The 20326-nt window shown below is 68.2% G+C and carries 25 protein-coding genes; 18 read left to right on the top strand and 7 right to left on the bottom strand.

The features are described from left to right. The first annotated feature begins 21 nt into the window (after positions 1–21). Genes bioB through CWS39_RS00500 form a run of 3 tightly spaced genes read left to right on the top strand, consistent with a single transcriptional unit; the run spans position 22 to position 1848 of the window. Complete coding sequence (gene bioB / locus CWS39_RS00510) at positions 22–1017, top strand: biotin synthase BioB (protein WP_102140948.1); 996 nt, start codon at positions 22–24, stop codon at positions 1015–1017. A 10-nt stretch (positions 1018–1027) separates the two neighbouring features. After that, positions 1028–1219 carry a biotin synthase auxiliary protein BsaP gene (bsaP, locus tag CWS39_RS00505; RefSeq protein ID WP_102140947.1) on the top strand — a complete coding sequence of 64 codons (192 nt, stop codon included), beginning with the start codon at positions 1028–1030 and terminating at the stop codon, positions 1217–1219. Further along, positions 1216–1848, top strand: coding sequence for a DUF2567 domain-containing protein (locus tag CWS39_RS00500; RefSeq protein WP_102140946.1), 633 nt, complete (start codon positions 1216–1218; stop codon positions 1846–1848). Before bsaP ends, CWS39_RS00500 begins: the two co-directional genes overlap by 4 nt. Here the strand turns inward: CWS39_RS00500 and CWS39_RS00495 are convergent. Beyond that, complete coding sequence (locus CWS39_RS00495) at positions 1814–3151, bottom strand: lipase family protein (protein WP_102140945.1); 1338 nt, start codon at positions 3149–3151, stop codon at positions 1814–1816. The two genes, CWS39_RS00500 and CWS39_RS00495, sit on opposite strands and share 35 nt — an antisense overlap. Positions 3152–3193: 42 nt before the next feature. Beyond that, the gene (locus tag CWS39_RS00490; protein WP_102140944.1) at positions 3194–3886 is read right to left on the bottom strand and encodes an NUDIX hydrolase; all 693 of its coding nucleotides are present in this window, start codon (positions 3884–3886) and stop codon (positions 3194–3196) included. A gap of 49 nt (positions 3887–3935) precedes the next feature. On the opposite strand from CWS39_RS00490, the gene nadA reads away from it, so the two are divergent. Genes nadA through nadC form a run of 3 tightly spaced genes read left to right on the top strand, consistent with a single transcriptional unit; the run spans position 3936 to position 7374 of the window. Beyond that, on the top strand, positions 3936–4979 hold the full coding sequence (nadA, locus tag CWS39_RS00485) for a quinolinate synthase NadA (RefSeq protein ID WP_102140943.1): 1044 nt from the start codon (positions 3936–3938) through the stop codon (positions 4977–4979). Further along, the gene (locus CWS39_RS00480) at positions 4976–6517 is read left to right on the top strand and encodes an L-aspartate oxidase (RefSeq protein WP_102140942.1); all 1542 of its coding nucleotides are present in this window, start codon (positions 4976–4978) and stop codon (positions 6515–6517) included. Before nadA ends, CWS39_RS00480 begins: the two co-directional genes overlap by 4 nt. Next, a complete protein-coding gene (gene nadC, locus CWS39_RS00475) occupies positions 6517–7374 on the top strand; it encodes a carboxylating nicotinate-nucleotide diphosphorylase (protein ID WP_102140941.1) in 858 nt (285 codons plus the stop codon). The genes CWS39_RS00480 and nadC overlap by 1 nt, the downstream gene beginning before the upstream one ends. Here nadC and CWS39_RS00470 read toward each other — a convergent pair. The 3 genes from CWS39_RS00470 to CWS39_RS00460 all read right to left on the bottom strand — a co-directional run bounded on the left by CWS39_RS00470 (position 7371) and on the right by CWS39_RS00460 (position 8753). Further along, the gene (locus CWS39_RS00470) at positions 7371–7790 is read right to left on the bottom strand and encodes a DUF5313 domain-containing protein (protein WP_102140940.1); all 420 of its coding nucleotides are present in this window, start codon (positions 7788–7790) and stop codon (positions 7371–7373) included. The genes nadC and CWS39_RS00470 overlap by 4 nt on opposite strands. Beyond that, the gene (locus CWS39_RS00465; protein WP_102140939.1) at positions 7790–8281 is read right to left on the bottom strand and encodes a MarR family winged helix-turn-helix transcriptional regulator; all 492 of its coding nucleotides are present in this window, start codon (positions 8279–8281) and stop codon (positions 7790–7792) included. Before CWS39_RS00465 ends, CWS39_RS00470 begins: the two co-directional genes overlap by 1 nt. A gap of 61 nt (positions 8282–8342) precedes the next feature. Then, positions 8343–8753, bottom strand: coding sequence for a nitroreductase family deazaflavin-dependent oxidoreductase (locus tag CWS39_RS00460; RefSeq protein ID WP_102140938.1), 411 nt, complete (start codon positions 8751–8753; stop codon positions 8343–8345). Positions 8754–8873: 120 nt separating this feature from the next. On the opposite strand from CWS39_RS00460, the gene hisD reads away from it, so the two are divergent. Genes hisD through hisI form a run of 8 tightly spaced genes read left to right on the top strand, consistent with a single transcriptional unit; the run spans position 8874 to position 15258 of the window. Beyond that, on the top strand, positions 8874–10187 hold the full coding sequence (gene hisD, locus CWS39_RS00455; RefSeq protein WP_199177909.1) for a histidinol dehydrogenase: 1314 nt from the start codon (positions 8874–8876) through the stop codon (positions 10185–10187). Continuing rightward, positions 10184–11320, top strand: coding sequence for a histidinol-phosphate transaminase (locus tag CWS39_RS00450; RefSeq protein WP_102140936.1), 1137 nt, complete (start codon positions 10184–10186; stop codon positions 11318–11320). Before hisD ends, CWS39_RS00450 begins: the two co-directional genes overlap by 4 nt. Continuing rightward, positions 11317–11925 (top strand): imidazoleglycerol-phosphate dehydratase HisB, encoded by a 609-nt coding sequence (hisB, locus tag CWS39_RS00445; protein WP_102140935.1) that lies wholly within the window; start codon positions 11317–11319, stop codon positions 11923–11925. Before CWS39_RS00450 ends, hisB begins: the two co-directional genes overlap by 4 nt. Then, positions 11922–12539, top strand: a complete 618-nt coding sequence (gene hisH / locus CWS39_RS00440) for an imidazole glycerol phosphate synthase subunit HisH (RefSeq protein ID WP_102140934.1) — start codon at positions 11922–11924, stop codon at positions 12537–12539. The genes hisB and hisH overlap by 4 nt, the downstream gene beginning before the upstream one ends. Before the next feature lie 10 nt (positions 12540–12549). Beyond that, positions 12550–13284, top strand: coding sequence for a bifunctional 1-(5-phosphoribosyl)-5-((5-phosphoribosylamino)methylideneamino)imidazole-4-carboxamide isomerase/phosphoribosylanthranilate isomerase PriA (gene priA / locus CWS39_RS00435; protein ID WP_102141156.1), 735 nt, complete (start codon positions 12550–12552; stop codon positions 13282–13284). Continuing rightward, positions 13285–14100 carry an inositol monophosphatase family protein gene (locus CWS39_RS00430; protein WP_102140933.1) on the top strand — a complete coding sequence of 272 codons (816 nt, stop codon included), beginning with the start codon at positions 13285–13287 and terminating at the stop codon, positions 14098–14100. It abuts the gene before it with no gap. Further along, the gene (gene hisF / locus CWS39_RS00425; RefSeq protein ID WP_102140932.1) at positions 14100–14882 is read left to right on the top strand and encodes an imidazole glycerol phosphate synthase subunit HisF; all 783 of its coding nucleotides are present in this window, start codon (positions 14100–14102) and stop codon (positions 14880–14882) included. Before CWS39_RS00430 ends, hisF begins: the two co-directional genes overlap by 1 nt. Positions 14883–14910: 28 nt before the next feature. Beyond that, the gene (gene hisI / locus CWS39_RS00420; protein ID WP_102140931.1) at positions 14911–15258 is read left to right on the top strand and encodes a phosphoribosyl-AMP cyclohydrolase; all 348 of its coding nucleotides are present in this window, start codon (positions 14911–14913) and stop codon (positions 15256–15258) included. Between the two features lie 49 nt (positions 15259–15307). Here the strand turns inward: hisI and CWS39_RS00415 are convergent, their stop codons facing one another. Continuing rightward, positions 15308–16105, bottom strand: a complete 798-nt coding sequence (locus CWS39_RS00415) for an ABC transporter ATP-binding protein (RefSeq protein WP_102140930.1) — start codon at positions 16103–16105, stop codon at positions 15308–15310. Between the two features lie 44 nt (positions 16106–16149). On the opposite strand from CWS39_RS00415, the gene CWS39_RS00410 reads away from it, so the two are divergent. Continuing rightward, positions 16150–16794 carry a dienelactone hydrolase family protein gene (locus CWS39_RS00410; RefSeq protein ID WP_102140929.1) on the top strand — a complete coding sequence of 215 codons (645 nt, stop codon included), beginning with the start codon at positions 16150–16152 and terminating at the stop codon, positions 16792–16794. On the opposite strand, the gene CWS39_RS00405 is transcribed toward CWS39_RS00410, so the two are convergent. Next, complete coding sequence (locus CWS39_RS00405) at positions 16791–17255, bottom strand: peroxiredoxin (RefSeq protein ID WP_102141155.1); 465 nt, start codon at positions 17253–17255, stop codon at positions 16791–16793. The genes CWS39_RS00410 and CWS39_RS00405 overlap by 4 nt on opposite strands. A 50-nt stretch (positions 17256–17305) precedes the next feature. On the opposite strand from CWS39_RS00405, the gene CWS39_RS00400 reads away from it, so the two are divergent. From CWS39_RS00400 to trpC, 3 genes are all read left to right on the top strand, one after another. Continuing rightward, positions 17306–18832, top strand: coding sequence for an anthranilate synthase component I (locus CWS39_RS00400; protein ID WP_102140928.1), 1527 nt, complete (start codon positions 17306–17308; stop codon positions 18830–18832). Continuing rightward, positions 18829–19434 carry a TIGR02234 family membrane protein gene (locus tag CWS39_RS00395; RefSeq protein WP_102140927.1) on the top strand — a complete coding sequence of 202 codons (606 nt, stop codon included), beginning with the start codon at positions 18829–18831 and terminating at the stop codon, positions 19432–19434. The genes CWS39_RS00400 and CWS39_RS00395 overlap by 4 nt, the downstream gene beginning before the upstream one ends. A gap of 71 nt (positions 19435–19505) precedes the next feature. Next, positions 19506–20324 carry an indole-3-glycerol phosphate synthase TrpC gene (trpC, locus tag CWS39_RS00390; protein ID WP_102140926.1) on the top strand — a complete coding sequence of 273 codons (819 nt, stop codon included), beginning with the start codon at positions 19506–19508 and terminating at the stop codon, positions 20322–20324. The last annotated feature ends 2 nt before the right edge of the window (positions 20325–20326 follow it).

The raw sequence follows: 20326 nt of genomic DNA, 5'->3' as shown, positions 1-20326 counted from the left end.
TCAAGACGAGAGGACGACTAGGTGAGCGACATTCTGGCGGAGGCCCGCGAGCAGGTACTGGAACGCGGCGAGGGCCTGAACCAGGAGCAGACGCTGCAGGTGCTGCAGCTGCCCGACGAGAAGCTCGACGAACTGCTCGAGCTGGCCCACGACGTGCGGATGAAGTGGTGTGGGCCCGACGTCGAGGTCGAGGGCATCATCAGCCTCAAGACGGGCGGCTGCCCCGAGGACTGCCACTTCTGTTCGCAGTCCGGGCTTTTCGCGTCGCCGGTGCGCAGTGCCTGGCTGGACATTCCGAGCCTGGTCGAGGCCGCCAAGCAGACCGCCAAGACCGGCGCGACGGAATTCTGCATCGTCGCCGCCGTGCGTGGGCCCGATGAGCGCCTGCTGGCCCAGGTCGCCGCGGGCATCGAGGCCATCCGCAACGAGGTGGACATCCAGATCGCGTGCTCGCTGGGCATGCTCACCCAGGAGCAGGTCGACCGCCTCAAAGAAATGGGCGTGCATCGCTACAACCACAACCTCGAGACCGCGCGCTCGTACTTCACCAACGTCGTCACCACCCACAGCTGGGAAGAGCGCTGGGACACCCTGCAGATGGTCCGCGAGGCCGGTATGGAGGTGTGCTGCGGCGGCATCCTCGGCATGGGTGAAACCCTGGAGCAGCGTGCGGAATTCGCCGCGAACCTCGCCGAACTCGATCCGCACGAGGTGCCGCTGAACTTCCTCAACCCGCGGCCGGGGACGCCGTTCGGGGACCTCGACGTACTGCCGGCCAGCGAAGCCCTGAAGGCCGTCGCCGCCTTCCGGCTGGCATTGCCGCGCACCATGCTGCGGTTCGCCGGTGGTCGCGAGATCACCCTCGGTGACCTCGGCGCCAAGAAGGGCATCCTCGGCGGCATCAACGCCGTCATCGTCGGCAACTATCTGACCACGCTGGGCCGCCCCGCCGAGACCGACCTGGAGCTCCTTGACGAGCTGCAGATGCCCATCAAGGCTCTCAACGCCACCCTGTAGAACGGATGGCATGGCGTACAACGTCTACACCGGCGAACCGGACGGCGGCACCGTTCCGACCGCCGCACAGCTCGGCCTGGAGCCGCCCCGGTTCTGCGCCGAATGCGGCCGGCGGATGATCGTGCAGGTGCGTCCGGACGGCTGGTCGGCGAAGTGCTCGCGCCATGGTGTGCAGGATTCAAAAGATCTTGAGCAGAAATGAATGACCTTGCGCCGCCGAGCATTTCGCGGAGACGTGCGGCGCTGATCGCCGTCGTCGGATTGACCGTGGCCGGTGCACTGGTTGGCGCCCTGTGGGCGTGGCTGGCGCCGCCGATCCACGGCGTCGTGGCGCTCACCCGCGACGGCGACCGCATCCGCGCCTACCTCGGCAACGAGGCCGACCACTTCTTCGTCGCGGCGTTTCTGATGGTGGGCATGCTCGGCGTGCTGGCCGTGGTGGCGGGGGTGCTGCTGTGGCAGTGGCGGGCTCATCGCGGCCCGGTGATCGTCGTCGCGTTGACGCTCGGCTGCGCGGCGGGCGCTGCGGCGGCGGCCGGCGTGGGCGCGGTCCTGGTGCGCTGGCGCTACGGGGTCATCGACGTTGCTGCTGCGCCGGTGTCGCCCGAAAACCGCGTGCACTACGTGACCGAGGCCCCGCCGGTGTTCTTCGGGCATTCGCCGTTACAGGTCGCCGCAACAATCCTGCTGCCCGCGGCGACGGCAGCGCTGGTCTACGCCCTGATCGCGGTGTCAACGGCACGCGATGACCTCGGCGCCTGGCCGCCGGTCGAGCAGGCCACGCTGGCTCCGCCGGTCACAGCGGACGGCGTTCCACCGCCCGGCCCATGACGACCTTCGCCGCGATGTTCACCAGCCGGGCCATGCCCACATAGGTGATGGGGTTCAGCAGCGTCGGCCATTTCGTCCGCACCAGGTGCTCGGAGAGCGGCCGGTCGTTGAAGCGGTCGGTCAGCCAGCGCAACGCCATCGGCGCCGACATCGGGTGCAGCAGCATGTGCTCGCTGAACATGTCGCGGTGGTAGGTGACGTTCGCCCCGCCGCTGCAATAGGTCTCCGTGAGTTCGTCGATGTCGTCGACGGACACAATGCGGTCGTGCACGGCCTGCACGATCAGCACCGGCGGGGTGGGCACCGTCGTGCCCAGCTTGATGCTGTCGAAGACGTGCTGCACCTCGGGGGTGTCGAGGATCTGATCCAGCGGCTGGTCGACCAGCTTGCCCATGTCCATCCAGATCCACCGCAGCACGGCGTGCGCCGTCGTCATCTTCTCGGCCCGGGCCAGCATCGCCTTGCCGGTTTCGGTGGCGTGCTCGTCGATGATCCGATTGAGGTCCGGATACACGTGGGTGAGCGCGGCGACGACCATCGCCGGCAAGCCCGAGAAGATGGTGCCGTTGAGCCGGCGGAACGTGTTGCCCAGGTCGCCGACGGGGGAGCCGAGCACCGCGCCGACGACGTTGAGTTCGGGTGCGTAGTCGCCGTACACCTCGGCGGCCCAGGCCGACGCCAGCCCGCCGCCGGAATAACCCCACAAGCCGATCGGCGTATCCGGCGCCAGCTCCAGACGCTCGCAGTTCAGCGCGGCGCGAACACCGTCCAGAATGTGATAGCCCGGTTCGAACGGCGCGCCCCAAATGCCATGCGGCCCCTCATGATCGGGCACCGACACCGCCCAGCCTTCGGCCAGCGCGGCCGCGATCAGAAAGAATTCCAGCTGCGCCAGGGCCCCCACCGCCTTGGCGCCGCGGCGCAGCGCATACGACGGGAAACACCGGTCGGCCACCGCGTCGATGGCGCACTGGTAGGACACGATCGGGCAGGACCCGGCCGTGGCGCGTTCGGCCGGCACGATCACCGTGGTGACGGTGGCCTGCGGTGCACCATTGAGGTCCGTGGTGCGGTACAGCAGCTGCGTGGCGGTGAACTTCTGCGGGACCAGCCCGAGAAACGCCAGTTCGACGTCGCGGGAGCGCAGCACCGTACCGGGATGAGCGTGTTCGAAGCCGGGTGGCGGCTCGTAGAAAGGGTCCTTGGACGGCAGCAGCGGCCGCGACAGGGGATCGAGTTCCTGGTGTTGCGGCTGACCTATCCACTCGGCACCGGTCGCTGGTGCCACGCTGCCCAGAGTCACCGGGGCATTGTTACTTAAGAAGGGTCTAAGAATCCAGTCGACTCACCCGGGCGGGCGCAGCGCGGCGAATTCGTCGGTGACGCGATACCGGGACTCGATGAACCGATACAGGGCCGCCGGGCGGCCACCGGTGCGGCCGGACCGCGCGGTGGTGCCGGTGCGGGTGATGACGTTGCGCCGTTCCAGCACGCGCTGCAAGTTCGTCGCGTCTACTTGGTAGCCGAGCGCGGCGCCATAGATGTCGCGCAGCGTCGATATCGCGAATTCTTTTGGCGCCAAGGCGAATCCGATGTTGGTGTAGGACAGTTTGGCGACCAGCCGGCTGCGGGCGTGGGCCACCATCGGGGCATGGTCGAACGCCATCTCCGGCAGCGCGCTGACGGGATGCCAACGGGTGTCTGGCGGCAGCGTCGGCGTCGCGGGGGAGGGCACCAGACCGAGGAACGTCGACGCGATGGTGCGGGGGCCGGGAACGCGCACCGGGTCGGAAAACACGGCCAACTGCTCGAGGTGAGCAAGCTCACGCAGGTCGACTTTCTCGGCCAGCTGACGCCGAACGGAGCTGGTCAGATCCTCGTCGTCGCCGAGCCGGCCGCCCGGCAGCGACCACTTGCCGCGCTCCGGGGCCAGGGCGCGCTGCCATAACAGCACGTTAAGTGTGGGTTGCCGGGAGTCAACACCGCGAACCTGGAACACGACGGCAAGCACCTCGTGCGCGGTGCTACTATGTGGCATGTTTTCGATTATAAGTCGAAAACCGGGACGGGAGGACCAGGAGGCGTCGATGACCGTTCTCGACCGCGGGCCCGTGGGGGATATGACGGCCCGGATCACCGACGGACCGGGTGGCTATTCCGGCCTCGCCGGCGACGAAGCCTGGGCGGCCGAGGTGCGTCGGCTCGCCAAACAGCGCAACGCGACGATCCTCGCGCACAACTACCAGTTGCCCCCCATCCAGGATGTCGCCGACCACGTCGGTGACTCGCTGGCGCTGTCCCGCATCGCCGCCGAGGCGCCAGAGGACACCATCGTGTTCTGTGGCGTGCACTTCATGGCGGAAACCGCCAAAATCCTGTCCCCCGACAAGACGGTGCTGATTCCCGACCAGCGGGCCGGCTGCTCGCTGGCCGATTCCATCACCGCCGACGAGTTGCGGGCATGGCGTGACGAGTACCCGGACGCCGTGGTCGTCTCCTATGTCAACACCACCGCCGCGGTGAAGGCGCTGACCGACATCTGCTGCACGTCCTCGAACGCCGTCGAGGTGGTCGCGTCGATTCCCGAGGACCGCGAGGTGCTGTTCTGCCCGGACCAGTTCCTGGGCGCACACGTGCGCCGAGTGACCGGTCGCAAGAACCTGCACGTGTGGGCGGGCGAATGCCATGTGCACGCGGGCATCAACGGTGACGAGCTCACCGACCAGGCCCGGACCCATCCTGATGCCGAACTGTTCGTGCACCCCGAATGCGGTTGCGCCACTTCGGCGCTCTACCTCGCCGGAGAAGGGGCGTTTCCCGAGGACCGGGTGAAGATCCTGTCCACCGGCGGCATGCTGGACGCCGCCCGCGAGACCAACGCGCGCCAGGTGCTGGTCGCCACCGAGGTCGGCATGCTGCACCAACTGCGCCGCGCCGCACCGGAAGTCGACTTCCTGGCGGTCAACGACCGCGCCTCGTGCAAGTACATGAAGATGATCACTCCCGCCGCGCTGCTGCGGTGCTTGGTGGAAGGCGCCGACGAGGTCGACGTCGATCCCGAAACCGCCCGCCTGGCGCGGGCCAGCGTGCAGCGGATGATCGAGATCGGCCAGCCCGGCGGCGGAGAATGAACGACTACTGCTGCGGCGGTAGCGGCGGCTGGCAGCAGCGCGCCGATGTCGTGGTTATCGGCACCGGCGTCGCGGGCTTGGTCGCGGCCCTGGCCGCCCATCGCCGGGGCCGTCGCGTCGTCGTGTTGAGCAAGGCCGCCGATACCGCGACGTTCTATGCGCAGGGCGGTATCGCAGTGGTGCTGCCGCGCACCGATGATTCGGTCGACGCGCACGTCGCCGACACCCTGGCGGCCGGCGGCGGTCTGTGCGACCCCGATGCGGTCCGCTCGATCGTGGCGGACGGCTACGCCGCCGTCGCCGAGCTGGTCGATGACGGTGCGCGGTTCGACGAGGCCGCGCCCGGGCAGTGGGCCCTGACCCGGGAGGGCGGCCATTCGCGACGGCGCATCATCCACGCGGGGGGTGACGCCACCGGTGCCGAGGTGCAACGGGCGCTGGACGGTGCCGCCGCACGCCTGGACATCCGGCGCAAACACGTTGCGCTGCAGGTGCTTCACGACGGCGCAGCGGTGACGGGTGTGCAGGTGCTCAACGCCGACGGCCTCGGTGTGATCCATGCGCCGTCGGTGATTCTGGCCACCGGCGGGCTCGGCCACCTCTATTCGGCCACCACCAATCCGGACGGCTCCACCGGCGACGGTATCGCGCTGGCGATGTGGGCCGGGGTGCCGATCGGCGATCTCGAGTTCATCCAGTTCCACCCGACCATGCTTTATGACGGCCACGGCGGCGGCCGACGGCCGCTGATCACCGAAGCGATCCGCGGCGAGGGCGCGGTACTGATTGATGCGCAGGGCAATTCGGTGACCGCCGGCGTGCACCCGATGGGCGATCTGGCCCCCCGCGACGTGGTGGCGGCGGCCATCGATGCACGGTTGAACGCAACCGGTGATCCGTGTGTCTACCTCGACGCCCGCGGCATCGCCGAATTCGAGCGACGCTTCCCGACGGTCACCGCGGCGTGCCATGCGGCGGGCGTCGACCCCACCCGCCAACCGATTCCGGTGGTGCCCGGCGCGCACTACAGCTGCGGCGGCGTGGTCACCGATGTGCACGGCCGCACCGACCTTGCCGGGTTGTTCGCGGCGGGCGAGGTGGCGCGGACGGGGATGCACGGCGCAAATCGCTTGGCGTCCAACAGCTTGCTCGAAGGATTGGTCGTGGGCGGACGCGCGGGTAAAGCGGCGGCCGAGCACGCCGCCGACGCCGGAGCCAGCCGCGCCGTCGCTGCGGAGCCGGCGCCGCGTGTGGCGCTCGATCGCCCGCTGCTGCAGCGTGCGATGTCCCGCCACGCGTCGGTCGTCCGGGACGCGAGCGGCCTGTGTGAGCTTGCCGCACTGCTGAACACGGCGACCGACCGCGGGCTGGGCAGCCGCAGGGACGTCGAGGATGTCGCGCTGACCGTGACGGCTAACGTCGTCGTCGCGGCGGCGCTGGCTCGCACGGAATCTCGTGGCTGCCATCACCGTTCGGATTTTCCCGACCCCGACCCGGCGTTCGCGCACAGCTTGGTGCCCGCCGCCGCTGCCTGCTGATGGCACTGTCGGACTACGAGCTCGCGGAAGCCCGGGCGACGGTCGCGCGGGGCCTCGAGGAAGACCTGCGTTATGGGCCAGACGTCACGACCTTGGCCACCGTGCCCGCCGACTCCGAGACGACGGCGTCGCTGGTCACCCGCGAGCCAGGTGTCATCGCCGGCGTCGACCTTGCGTTGTTGGTTCTTGATGAAGTGCTTGGCATCGATGGTTACCGGGTCATGCATCGGGTGGCTGACGGCGCGCGCCTGGAAGCCGGTGCCGAGGTGTTGACGCTGCGGGCGCCGACGCAAGGACTACTGACCGCAGAGCGCACCATGCTGAATCTGGTATGCCATCTGTCCGGCATCGCCACCACCACGGCGGCGTGGGTGGAGGCGGTGAGCGGCACAAAGGCCAAGATCCGCGACACCCGAAAGACATTGCCCGGCCTGCGGGCGCTGCAGAAGTACGCGGTGCGGGTCGGCGGCGGCGTCAACCATCGGATGGGACTGGGCGACGCCGCTTTGATCAAGGACAACCACGTCGCGGCCGCAGGTTCGGTGTTGGCCGCGCTGAAAGCCGTCCGCGCCGAAGCGCCGGATCTGCCGTGCGAGGTCGAGGTGGACTCGCTCGAACAACTCGACGACGTGTTATCGGCTGACGTGGAACTGGTGCTGTTGGACAACTTTCCGGTGTGGCAGACGCAGATGGCGGTGCAACGGCGCGACTCGCGTTCGCCCGCAACAAAACTGGAATCCTCGGGTGGTCTGACGTTGGACACTGCAGCCGATTACGCCCGAACGGGTGTCGACTATCTGGCCGTCGGCGCGCTCACCCACTCGGTGCGGGTGCTCGACATCGGCCTGGACATCTAGATGTCGTGACCCCGCGACTCGGCCGTCTCCGGTCGCGGGCCGTACTTCTCGATGTAGGCCCGGTGAATGTGGGCGTCACGTTTGCGCTTGAGCTCGTCCACCAGGTCGGGGTCCAGGCCGTGTTTGGCCAGCATGTGCCGGCGCCACACCTTGTTGAGCGCATGGGAGAAGAAGACGAACGGAATGAAGATCGGCAGCGTCATCTCCGCGTGCACGTAGAAGGACGCCGGGATGAACCAGAACGGCGCGAGCACAAGTATCGCGGGGATCGCGACACGGACCATCATCCGACGGGTGGCGCCCTTACCGGCGAGGTCGTTGCGCACCCAGTCCCGCATCGAGTCGGGCAGCCGACGGCCGTAGCAGTAGCCGATGTACTGCCAGAGGTTCGGGCGGCGCGCGGTGTCGTCGCTCATCAGGACTCCTTGCCGTCGAGGGCGCCGGCCGCGATGGCGGCGGCGTTGATGCGGGTGAGCACGTCGTGAAGATGTTCGAGCTCGTCGAGGCCGACGCCAAGCCGCTCGACGACGGCGGGTGGAATCTTCAACGCGCGACGCCGCAATTGGACACCGGCCTCGGTGAGCACGACGTCGGTCGCGCGCTCATCGGTGCTGCTGCGGGAGCGGGTGATCAACCCGAGCGCCTCGAGGCGTTTGAGCATCGGCGACAGCGTGGCCGAGTCCAATTGCAAAGCCGAGGCGATGTCCTTGACCGACAACGCGTTCTCGCTACCGGATTTGTGGTGATCCCACAGCGCGAGCATGACGAGGTACTGCGGGTGGGTCAGCCCGAGGGGCTCGAGCAGCGGGCGGTAGATCGCGAGCACCGCTCGGTTGGTGATCGCCAATGCGAAGCACACCTGACGTTCCAGCGCCAACGGGTCGACATCCTCGTCGAGCATGGTCATGGGAAGACCGTACCCGATTAGTTAGGGCACGATCTAATTGTGTGCTAACAATCACATAGGGTCAGGCGACGTCGGCGACGAAGACCGCGGCCTTCTTCGCCTGGATCCGCGCGGGCAGCGGCAGCCCCTCTGCACCGCTTCCGGCGGGCAGGATCCGCGGGTTGGTGAGGTGCACCTGCTTGCGGGTGAAATGCAGCTCCGCCTCGCCCGCGGCCAGCACGTTCTTCACCCAGTCGGTTTTGCCGTGGCCGAGGACGATCGCCAGCTGATCACCCTTGCGGTAGGCGGTCACGATGGTCTCGTAGGGCTTACCGGATTTACGGCCGCGGTGCTTGATCGTCGCCATCCCCGGCATGAACCGCGCGAACGGCTTGACCACCGGGTTCATGTATTTGACCTGGATACGCTCGAACCAGGGCGGGAAGATCATCGGCACGCCGGGGGCGTTGTTGGGGTGATCCTGAGCGCGCATACGACTCCTTCGTCTGGGTCAGGGCGGTGAGCCTTGACTGCAGTCTCAACGACTTCGGGCGCTGACGGAAGTGATTTGTGCTGCTCTGGGACAATGGTCAGCGTGAATGCATCTCCGGCGATGGCCCGCATCGATCTGCGCGGCGCCACGCTGACCGCCGCCCAATTGCGCGCCGCCCTCCCGCGCGGTGGCGTCGACGTCGATGCGGTGGTGCCCAAGGTGCGTCCGATCGTCGACGACGTCGCCGAACGCGGCGCGGCGGCGGCCCTGGAGTACGGCGAGAAGTTCGACGGGGTACGGCCCGCAACCGTCCGGGTGCCTGCCGACGCGCTGGAGCGTGCGTTGGCAGAGCTCGACGTCGATGTGCGCGCGGCCCTGCAGGTGGCGATCGACCGCGCCCGCGCCGTGCACGCCGACCAGCGCCGCACCGACACCACGACGACGCTGGGACCCGGCGCGACGGTCACCGAACGCTGGGTGCCGGTCGAGCGGGTCGGCCTGTATGTGCCGGGCGGTAACGCCGTCTATCCGTCCAGCGTCGTGATGAATGTCGTCCCGGCGCAGACCGCGGGCGTGGACTCGTTGGTGATCACCAGCCCACCGCAGGCCGAGTTCGGCGGCCTGCCGCATCCGACCATCCTGGCCGCGGCCGACCTCCTGGGTGTCGACGAGGTGTGGGCTGTCGGCGGCGCGCAGGCGGTGGCGCTGCTGGCGTACGGGGGCACCGACACCGACGGCGCCGAACTCGCGCCCGTCGACATGGTGACCGGCCCGGGCAACATCTACGTCACTGCCGCCAAGCGCATCTGCCGCTCGCAAATCGGGATCGACGCCGAAGCCGGCCCGACGGAGATCGCCATCCTGGCCGACCACACCGCCGATCCGTCGCACGTCGCCGCGGATCTCATCAGCCAGGCCGAACACGACGAAATGGCGGCCAGTGTGCTCGTCACACCCAGTGCCGACCTCGCCGAGGCCACCGAGCGCGAACTGGCCAACCAGCTCGAGACCACCGTGCACCGCGAACGCGTCACCGCGGCGTTGACGGGTAAGCAGTCGGCGATCGTGCTCGTCGACGATCTGGATGCGGCCATTCGCGTCGTCAACGCGTACGCCGCCGAACACCTGGAGATCCAGACCGTCGACGCGCGCCAGGTGGCCCGCCGGATCCGTTCGGCCGGCGCCATTTTCGTCGGCCCGTACGCGCCGGTCAGCCTCGGCGACTACTGCGCCGGATCGAACCACGTGCTGCCCACCGCCGGCTGCGCCCGACACTCCAGCGGGCTGTCCGTGCAGACCTTTTTGCGCGGCATTCACGTCGTCGACTACGACGAGGCCGCCTTGAAGGATGTGTCCGGCTACGTCATCACGCTGGCCGAGGCCGAGAACCTGCCTGCCCACGGCGAGGCGGTGCGGCGGAGGTTCGAGCGGTGAGCGCGCCCGGTAGCCGTATCACGTTGGCGGACTTGCCGTTGCGCGATGACTTGCGCGGCAAGTCGCCCTACGGTGCTCCGCAACTGCAGGTCCCGGTGCGGTTGAACACCAACGAGAACCCGCACCCGCCGAGCAAGGCGCTGGTGGACGACCTCACCCGGTCGGTGGCCGAGGCCGCCGTCGATCTGCACCGCTACCCCGACCGCGATGCGGTGGCGCTGCGCACCGATCTGGCCGCATACCTCGCGCTGCAGACCGGCGTGGCGGTGACGGTCGAAAACCTGTGGGCCGCCAATGGTTCCAACGAGATCCTGCAGCAGCTGCTGCAGGCGTTCGGCGGGCCGGGCCGCAGCGCGATCGGCTTCGTGCCGTCGTACTCGATGCACCCGATCATCTCCGACGGCACTCAGACCGAATGGCTGCAGGCGGTCCGCGCCGACGATTTCAGCCTCGACACCGACGTCGCGGTGGCGGCGATCAAGGAACACACCCCCGACATCGTGTTCGTCGCCAGCCCCAACAACCCGTCGGGGCAAAGCGTTTCGCACCACGAGCTGCGCCGGCTGCTCGACGCCATGAGCAGCGGCATCCTGATCCTTGACGAGGCCTACGGCGAATTCTCGTCGCAGCCCAGTGCCATCGCGTTGGTCGACGAGTACCCGACCAGGCTCGTCGTGACCCGAACCATGAGCAAGGCCTTCGCCTTCGCGGGTGGGCGCCTCGGATATCTGATCGCGGCGCCCGCAGTGATCGACGCCATGCTGCTGGTGCGGTTACCCTATCACCTGTCATCGATCACCCAGGCGGCCGCCCGCGCCGCGCTGCGCCACGCCGACGACACGCTTGCCAGCGTCGCCACCCTCATCGCCGAGCGTGAACGCGTCACAGAAGCATTGAGCGGCATGGGCTTTCGGGTGATTCCCAGTGACGCCAACTTCGTGCTGTTCGGTGAATTCGCCGACGCACCGGCCACCTGGCAGCACTACCTCGACGCCGGCATCCTCATCCGCGATGTCGGCATCCCCGGATACCTGCGCGCCACCATCGGCCTCGTCGACGAAAACGACGCGCTGCTGGCCGCCAGTACTGCGCTGGCCCGTACCGAACTCGCCCAGTCCCTAGGAGCACAGTGACCCGCCGCGCGAAAGTCGAACGCAAGACCAAAGAGTCGGACATCGTCGTCGAGCTCGACCTCGACGGCACCGGCATCGTCGACATCGACACCGGTGTGCCGTTCTACGACCACATGCTCACCTCGCTGGGCAGCCACGCCAGCTTCGATCTGACCGTGCGCGCCAAGGGCGACGTCGAAATCGAAGGGCACCACACCATCGAGGACACTGCGATCGTGCTGGGCCAGGCGCTGCGCGAGGCGCTCGGCGACAAGAAGGGCATCCGCCGCTTCGGCGACGCCTGGATCCCGATGGACGAGGCGCTTGCGCACGCCGCCGTCGACGTGTCCGGACGGCCGTACTGCGTGCACACCGGTGAGCCGGACCACATGCTGCACACCACGATTGCCGGCAGCGAGGTGCCATACCACACCGTGATCAACCGGCACGTGTTCGAATCGCTGGCGTCCAACGCCCGCATCGCTCTGCACGTGCGCACGCTCTACGGGCGCGACCCGCATCACATCACCGAGGCGCAGTACAAAGCGGTGGCCCGCGCGTTGCGCCAGGCCGTCGAGTTCGACCCGCGCGTCACCGGCGTGCCCTCCACCAAAGGCACTCTGTGACAAAGAAAGTCGTCGTACTGGATTACGGTTCCGGCAATCTTCGCTCGGCGCAGCGGGCGCTGCAGCGGGTCGGTGCCGATGTCGAGGTGACCGCCGACGCCGAAAAAGCCTTGGAGGCAGACGGCTTGGTGGTGCCCGGTGTCGGCGCATTCGAGGCGTGCATGACGGGCCTGCGCGCCATCGGTGGCGAGAAGATCATCGCGGAGCGGGTCTCTGCGGGCCGGCCGGTGTTGGGCGTCTGCGTCGGGATGCAGATCCTGTTCGCCCGCGGCGTCGAATTCGGCGTGGAGTCGCAGGGTTGCGGGCAGTGGCCGGGCGCCGTGGTCCGTCTCGACGCGCCGGTGATCCCGCACATGGGCTGGAACGTCGTCGACGCCGCCGCAGGAAGCCGGTTGTTCAAGGGCTTGGACCCCGGCACCCGGTTCTACTTCGTGCACTCGTATGCCGCCCAGCAGTGGGAGGGCAATCCCGAGGCGCTGCTCACCTGGGCCACGCACTCGGTGCCGTTCCTGGCCGCCGTCGAGGACGGGCCACTGGCGGCCACCCAGTTCCACCCCGAGAAGAGCGGGGATGCCGGCGCCACGCTTTTGGGCAATTGGGTTGAGGGGCTCTAGGTTGAGCGGCGTGTCACTAATCCTGCTTCCCGCCGTCGACGTGGTCGACGGCCGCGCCGTGCGCCTGGTGCAGGGCCAGGCCGGCAGTGAAACCGAATACGGCTCGGCGCTGGACGCCGCGCTGGGGTGGCAGCGCGACGGCGCCGAGTGGATCCACCTCGTCGACCTGGACGCCGCGTTCGGTCGAGGCTCCAACCGCGAACTGCTCGCCGAGGTCGTCGGCACACTCGACGTCGCGGTCGAGCTCTCCGGCGGAATCCGCGACGACGATTCATTGAACGCCGCGCTGGCCACCGGCTGCGCCCGGGTCAACCTCGGCACCGCGGCGCTGGAGAACCCGCAGTGGTGTGCGCGGATGATCGCCGAGCACGGCGAGAAAGTGGCGGTCGGTCTGGACGTGAAGATCGTCGACGGGCAGTACCGACTGCGCGGCCGCGGTTGGGAGACCGACGGCGGCGATCTGTGGCCGGTGCTGGAACGCCTTGACGGCGAAGGCTGTTCGCGGTTCGTGGTGACCGACGTCACCAAGGACGGCACGCTCAAGGGCCCCAATCTCGACCTGCTGGTGAGCGTCGCCGAACGCACCGATGCGCCGGTGATCGCCTCCGGCGGCGTGTCCAGCCTCGACGATCTGCGGGCCATCGCCACACTGACCGACCGCGGCATCGAAGGCGCAATCGTCGGAAAGGCGCTGTACGCAGGACGGTTCACGCTGCCGCAGGCGCTGGACGCGGTGAGGCAGTAAATGGCGCTCGAGACGGCTGACGTCGACGCTCTGGTCGCCGAAGCCGTCGCAATCCTCGATGCCGCGGCCAAGCCGTTCATCGCCGGGCACCGGGCCGACTCCGCAGTGCAGAAGAAAGGCAACGACTTCGCGACCGAAGTCGACCTGGCCATTGAGCGACAAGTGGTCGACGCGCTGGTGGCCGCCACGGGCATCGAGGTGCACGGTGAGGAATTCGGCGGCGCGGATGTCGATTCGCCGCTGGTGTGGGTGCTCGACCCGATCGACGGCACGTTCAACTATGCGGCGGGCTCGCCGATGGCCGCGATTCTGCTCGGCTTGTTGCGCCACGGCGAACCGGTCGCAGGGTTGACGTGGGTACCGTTCACCGGCGAGCGGTTCACCGCCGTCGTTGGTAAACCTTTGCGCAGCAACGGCGTCGAACAACTGTCTTTGACGCCGGCGAGGTTGGCCGATTCGATCGTCGGGGTCGGTACCTTCAACGTCGACTCGCGCGGTCGGGTACCGGGCCGGTACCGGCTGGCGGTCATCGAGAACCTGAGCCGCAAGTGCTCGCGGATGCGGATGCACGGCGCGACGGGCATCGACCTCGCCTACACGGCCGCCGGGATCCTCGGGGGTGCAATCAGTTTCAGCGGCAAGGTGTGGGATCACGCCGCCGGCGTCGCCCTGGTGAAGGCGGCCGGAGGCGTCGTCACCGATCTCGCGGGCAACGACTGGACGGTGAACTCACCCTCGGCGATCGTCGGACTGCCCGGCGTGCACAGTGAGATTCTCGACATTGTGCAATCGGTCGGCGACCCGGAGAGCTTCTGATGGATCCCAAAGACCTTGCGGTTCGTGTCATTCCCTGCCTCGACGTCGACGACGGACGAGTGGTCAAGGGCGTCAACTTCGAAAACCTGCGGGATGCAGGCGATCCCGTCGAACTCGCCGCCGTTTACGACGCCGAGGGGGCCGACGAGTTGACGTTCCTGGACGTGACGGCGTCGTCATCGGGTCGCGCCACCATGTTGGAGGTCGTCAAACGCACGGCCGAGCAGGTGTTCATCCCATTGACCGTCGGCGGCGGGGTGCGCTCGGTCGAAGACGTCGACGCGCTGCTGCGAGCTGGGGCCGACAAGGTTTCGGTCAACACCGCCGCGATCGCGCGCCCGGAGCTATTGGCCGAGCTGGCCCGACAGTTCGGGTCGCAGTGCATCGTGTTGTCGGTCGACGCCCGCACCGTCCCACAGGGGTCGGAGCCCACGCCGTCAGGCTGGGAGGTGACGACCCACGGCGGCCGCCGCGGCACCGGCATCGACGCGATCGAATGGGCCACCCGCGGAGCCGAACTCGGCGTGGGCGAGATCCTGCTCAACTCGGTGGACTTCGACGGCACCAAGGCCGGCTTCGACCTGCCGATGATCAAGGCGGTGCGTGGCGCGGTATCCGTGCCGGTGATCGCGAGTGGGGGAGCCGGCGCGGTGGAACACTTCGCGCCGGCGGTTCATGCAGGTGCCGATGCCGTGTTGGCCGCCAGCGTGTTTCACTTCCGCGAATTGACCATTGGCCAGGTGAAGGCGGCCATGGCGGCAGAAGGGATTGTGGTGCGATGAGCGCTTGCGCGAAGAGCCGAGGGCAACGATGACGTTGGACGCAGGCATCGCGTCGCGGCTCAAACGCGACGCCAACGGCCTGGTCACCGCGGTCGCGCAGGAACGCAGCACCGGGCAGGTGCTGATGGTGGCCTGGATGGACGACATCGCGTTGGCCCGCACCCTGGAAACCCGCAGGGCCACGTACTATTCGCGGTCGCGCCAGCAGCACTGGGTCAAAGGTGAGACGTCCGGGCACACCCAGTACGTGCATTCGGTGCGGCTGGACTGCGACGGCGACACCGTGCTGCTCGAAGTGGATCAGGTCGGCGCGGCCTGCCACACCGGCGATCACACGTGCTTCGACGCCGATGTGCTGCTTGCGCCCGAGGATTAGCCGCGAGACTGTCGTTGCCGTGCGAAAGCGCGAGTAACGACCCCGGTAACTACAGTCTCGCGGTGCCGGCCTTGGCGCGGGCCGTCCAGCGGCCGTGGTGATAGCCGACTTCCACGGGATGATCGAACGCGGCGCTGACGTTCTCGGTTGTAATCGTTTGCACTGCAACACCGCTGGCGACCGTGCGGCCCTCGGCGATCAGCAGCGCATGCGTCGTGGTGGTCGGCAGCTCCTCGAGATGATGGGTGACCAGGATCGAGGCCACCTCGGGGTGCGTTTCGTCAAGCGAATCCATGGTCTCCAGCAGCTGCTCGCGCGCGGCGACGTCCAATCCGGTGGTGGGCTCGTCGAGTAGCAGCAACTGCGGATCCGAAATCAACGCTCGCGCAATGAGAGTGCGGCCGCGTTCACCCTGCGACAGTGTGGGCCAGACGTCGTCGGCCTTGCGGGACAGTCCGACCGTCGCGATCATCGCGTCGGCCCGCGCGGCCTCGTCGGCCGTCGGCGCCCACCGCATCGGGATGTCGATGGTGGCGGTGATCCCGGTGAGCACCACCTCACGCACCGTGAGCGGATACTGCAACGGGTGACGCGGGTTCACGTAACCGATCGAGCGGCGCAGGCGGGCCAGCTCGGTGCGGCCCATCTGCTCGCCGAGCACGTGCACGGTGCCAGAGGTGGGGAAGGTGACTGCGGCGCAGAAGCCGAGCAGCGTGCTCTTGCCCGCGCCGTTCGGGCCGAGCAGCGCCCAGTGCTCGCCCTGCTGCACGGTCAGCGAAATACCGTCGATGATCTGTTTACCGTCGCGGCGAAACGTCACGTCCGCCAATTGCAGCACCGCGGTCACGCGTCAGCACTCTAGCGCCGCTGTCCCCGTCGTAACCTGGAGATATGGCCCTGCCGGTGGCTGTCGGGTCGGGCGGCGTCGAATTGCTCGGCGACCTGGAGGTCCCGCCGAACGCACGCGGGCTCGTCGTCTTCGCACACGGCACCGGAAGTTCCCGCTTCAGCCCGCGCAACCGCCTCGTCGCACATGTGCTGAGGGACCGCGGCTTCGCCACGCTGTTGCTGGACCTGCTCACCAAAAGCGAGGAACAGCAGGATCTGCGCACCCGTGAATTCCGCTTCGACGTCGGCTTGCTCGCCGATCGCATGCTCTCAGCGCTCGATCGCATGCGCGAGCACGACGCCGTCGCGGGCCTGCCCGTCGGACTGTTCGGCGCCAGCACCGGCGCCGCGGCCGCGCTGATCGCCGCCGCCGGCGACCCCTCGGTACGGGCCGTCGTCTCTCGCGGCGGTCGCCCCGATCTGGCCGGAGACGCGCTGCACGACGTCGAGGCACCCACGCTGCTCATCGTCGGCGGACGAGATCCGCGCATCATCGAAGCCAACGAAGCCGCCATCGAGCAACTCTCGGCGCACAATCAGTTCGTGGTGATCCCGGGCGCCACCCATCTGTTCGAGGAGCCGGGCGCGCTCGAGCGGGTGGCGGCACTCGCCGCCGCGTGGTTCGAGCAGCACCTCACGCAGGGTTAGGCCGACTGGCGCTGCCGCAGCACCTCCAGTGCCTTGTCGGCGTGGGTTTCCATGCTCAACTCGCTGGAGATCACCTCGAGCACCGTGCGGTCCGTGTCGATGACGAAGGTCGTCCGCTTGACGGGCATGAGCTTGCCGAGCAGCCCCCGCTTCACCCCGAACTGGCTGGCCACCTTGCCGTCGGCGTCGGACAGCAACGGGAAGTCGAACCGCTGGATGTCGGCGAACTTGGCCTGTTTGTCGACGGGGTCGGTGCTGATGCCGACGCGCGATGCGCCAACCGCGGCGAACTCAGACGCCAGATCGCGGAAATGGCAGGCCTCTTTGGTGCAGCCGGGCGTCAGCGCCGCCGGATAGAAGAACAGCACCAACGGACCGTCGGCGAGCAAGCTCGACAGGCTTCGCATCGTCCCGGTCTGATCCGGCAGTTCGAACTCGGCCACCCGGTCGCTGCGTCTTATAGGTGTCACGGGTGTCCAGGCTACGCCGGAGGGTCTGGGAGGATTGAGCCGTGCAAGCGACCGCCAACCTCGGCGTCACGACCTCTCACGAGGACTTCCGTGCGCTGGCCGCCGAGCACCGGGTAGTACCGGTGATTCGCAAGGTGCTCGCTGACAGCGAGACACCGCTGTCGGCGTACCGCAAGCTGGCCGCCAACCGTCCCGGCACGTTCTTGCTGGAATCGGCCGAGAACGGCCGGTCGTGGTCGCGATGGTCGTTCATCGGCGCCGGTGCGCCGTCCGCGTTGACGGTGCGCGACGGCGAGGCGGCGTGGCTGGGCGTCACCCCCCGAGACGCACCGAGCGGCGGGGATCCACTGGCGGCGCTGCGGGCGACGCTGGACCTGCTCAAAACCGAGCCACTGCCCGGATTACCGCCGCTCTCCAGCGGTCTGGTCGGGTTCTTCGCCTACGACATGGTGCGACGCCTGGAGCGGCTGCCGTCGCTGACGGTCGACGATCTCGGGCTGCCCGACATGCTGCTGCTGCTGGCCACCGACATCGCCGCGGTGGACCACCACGAGGGCACGATCACGCTGATCGCCAACGCGGTGAACTGGAACGGCACCGACGACCGCGTCGACTGGGCCTACGAGGACGCGGTGAAGCGCCTCGACGTGATGACCGAGGCGCTCGGCCAGCCGCTGCATTCCACGGTGGCCACCTTCAGCAGGCCCGAGCCGCTGCACCGTGCGCAACGCACGCTCGAGGAGTACACCGCGATCGTCGAGAAGCTGGTCGGCGACATCGAGGCAGGGGAAGCCTTCCAGGTGGTGCCGTCGCAGCGGTTCGAGATGGACACCGACGCCGACCCGCTCGACGTGTACCGGATGCTGCGCGTCACCAACCCCAGCCCGTACATGTATCTGCTCAACGTGCCCAATGATGCTGGCGGACTGGACTTTTCGATCGTCGGCTCCAGCCCCGAGGCTCTGGTCACGGTCAAGGACGGGCGGGCCACCACTCATCCCATCGCCGGGACGCGGTGGCGTGGGCAAACCGAGGAAGAAGATCTGCTGCTCGAAAAGGAGTTGGCCGAGGACGAGAAGGAGCGCGCCGAGCACCTGATGCTGGTGGATCTGGGCCGCAACGACCTGGGCCGGGTCTGCGAGCCGGGCACGGTGCGCGTCGAGGACTACAGCCACATCGAGCGCTACAGCCACGTGATGCACCTGGTGTCGACGGTCACGGGGCGGCTGGCACCCGGGAAAACCGCGCTGGACGCGGTGACGGCCTGCTTCCCGGCGGGCACGCTGTCGGGGGCGCCCAAAGTGCGGGCGATGGAGTTGATCGAGGAGGTCGAGAAGACCCGTCGCGGTCTGTACGGCGGGGTGCTCGGCTATCTGGACTTCGCCGGCAACGCCGACTTCGCGATCGCCATCCGTACCGCGTTGATGCGCGACGGCACCGCGTATGTGCAGGCCGGCGGGGGAGTGGTGGCCGACTCCAACGGGCCGTACGAGTACACCGAGGCGGCGAACAAGGCCCGCGCGGTGCTCAACGCCGTGGCCGCCGCGGAAACGCTGGTGGAGCCGTGATCCGCGGCGCGCAGCTCCTGCTGGTGCTTGCGGCGCTGGCGCTGTGGGTGGCCTCACGGTTGACGTGGGTGGAGGTGGCGTCGTTCGACGGGCTGGGGCAGCCCAAGACCACGGCGCTGCGCGGCGGATCCTGGTCGACGGCGCTGCTACCGCTGGCGGTGTTGCTGTTGGCCGCCGCGGTCGCGACGCTGGCAGTGCGGGGCTGGCCGCTGCGGCTGCTCGCGGTGCTGGTGGCGGCGGCCAGCGCGGGCATGGCCTATCTGGGCGTCAGCCTGTGGGTGATCCGCGACGTCGCGCCGCGTGCTGCGGACTTGGCGCTGGTCCCGGTCGCCGACCTGACCGGCACCCAACGCCATTACGGGGGCGCGGTGCTCACCGTGGCGGCAGCGGCGTGCGCGCTCGTCGGCGCGGTGTTGCTCATACGGTCGGCGGCGAAGGCCCGCACGGGTGCGGGCAAGTATGTGGCGCCCGCGGCGCGACGGGCCGCCGCACAACAGGAATCATCCGGCGATTCGATGTCGGAGCGGATGATCTGGGACGCGCTCGACGAGGGTTCGGATCCGACCACGGACCCGACCAATCCTGACACCAAGGGTCGGTGACAGATGGTGCTGCGGTGGCGGCTACCCTTCGATGGAGGTCATTTCGCGTCACAGAAAGGGAATCGACGGGTATGAGTTCGGCAACCGTGCTCGACTCCATCATCGAAGGAGTCCGCGCCGACGTTGCCGCTCGCGAGGCCGTCGTCAGCCTGGCCGAAATCAAGCAGCGGGCCAAGGACGCACCGCCACCGTTGGACGTGATGGCGGCCTTACGCGAACCGGGCATCGGCGTGATCGCGGAAGTCAAGCGCGCCAGCCCCTCACGCGGCGAGTTGGCGTCGATCTCCGACCCCGCGAAGCTGGCCCGCGCGTATGAAGATGGCGGCGCACGCATCATCAGCGTGCTGACCGAGCAGCGCCGGTTCAACGGCTCGCTCGACGATCTCGACGCGGTACGCGCCGCAGTGTCAATCCCGGTGCTGCGCAAGGACTTTATTATCCGGCCGTATCAGATCCATGAAGCCCGGGCACACGGCGCCGACATGCTGCTGCTGATTGTGGCCGCGTTGGAGCAGCCGGTGCTGGTGTCGATGCTCGAGCGCACCGAATCCCTCGGTATGACGGCGTTGGTCGAAGTCCACACCGAAGAAGAAGCGGACCGCGCGCTGCAGGCCGGCGCGAGCGTGATCGGTGTCAACGCACGCGATCTCAAGACACTGGAAGTCGATCGGGATTGCTTCGCGCGCATCGCCCCCGGGCTGCCGAGCAACGTCATCAGGATCGCGGAGTCCGGTGTGCGCGGCACCGCCGATCTGCTTGCCTACGCCGGTGCCGGCGCCGATGCGGTGCTGGTCGGCGAAGGGCTGGTCACGAGCGGCGATCCCCGCAGCGCCGTTGCCGATTTGGTCACCGCAGGCACGCATCCGTCCTGCCCCAAGCCCTCCCGTTGAGA

Origin of the sequence: Mycobacterium hubeiense (assembly GCF_002838065.1) — a bacterium.
In the GTDB taxonomy this organism is placed as follows: domain Bacteria; phylum Actinomycetota; class Actinomycetes; order Mycobacteriales; family Mycobacteriaceae; genus Mycobacterium; species Mycobacterium hubeiense.
Note: the sequence above shows the minus strand (reverse complement) of the source record. Positions and strands in the feature narration are given on the sequence as shown.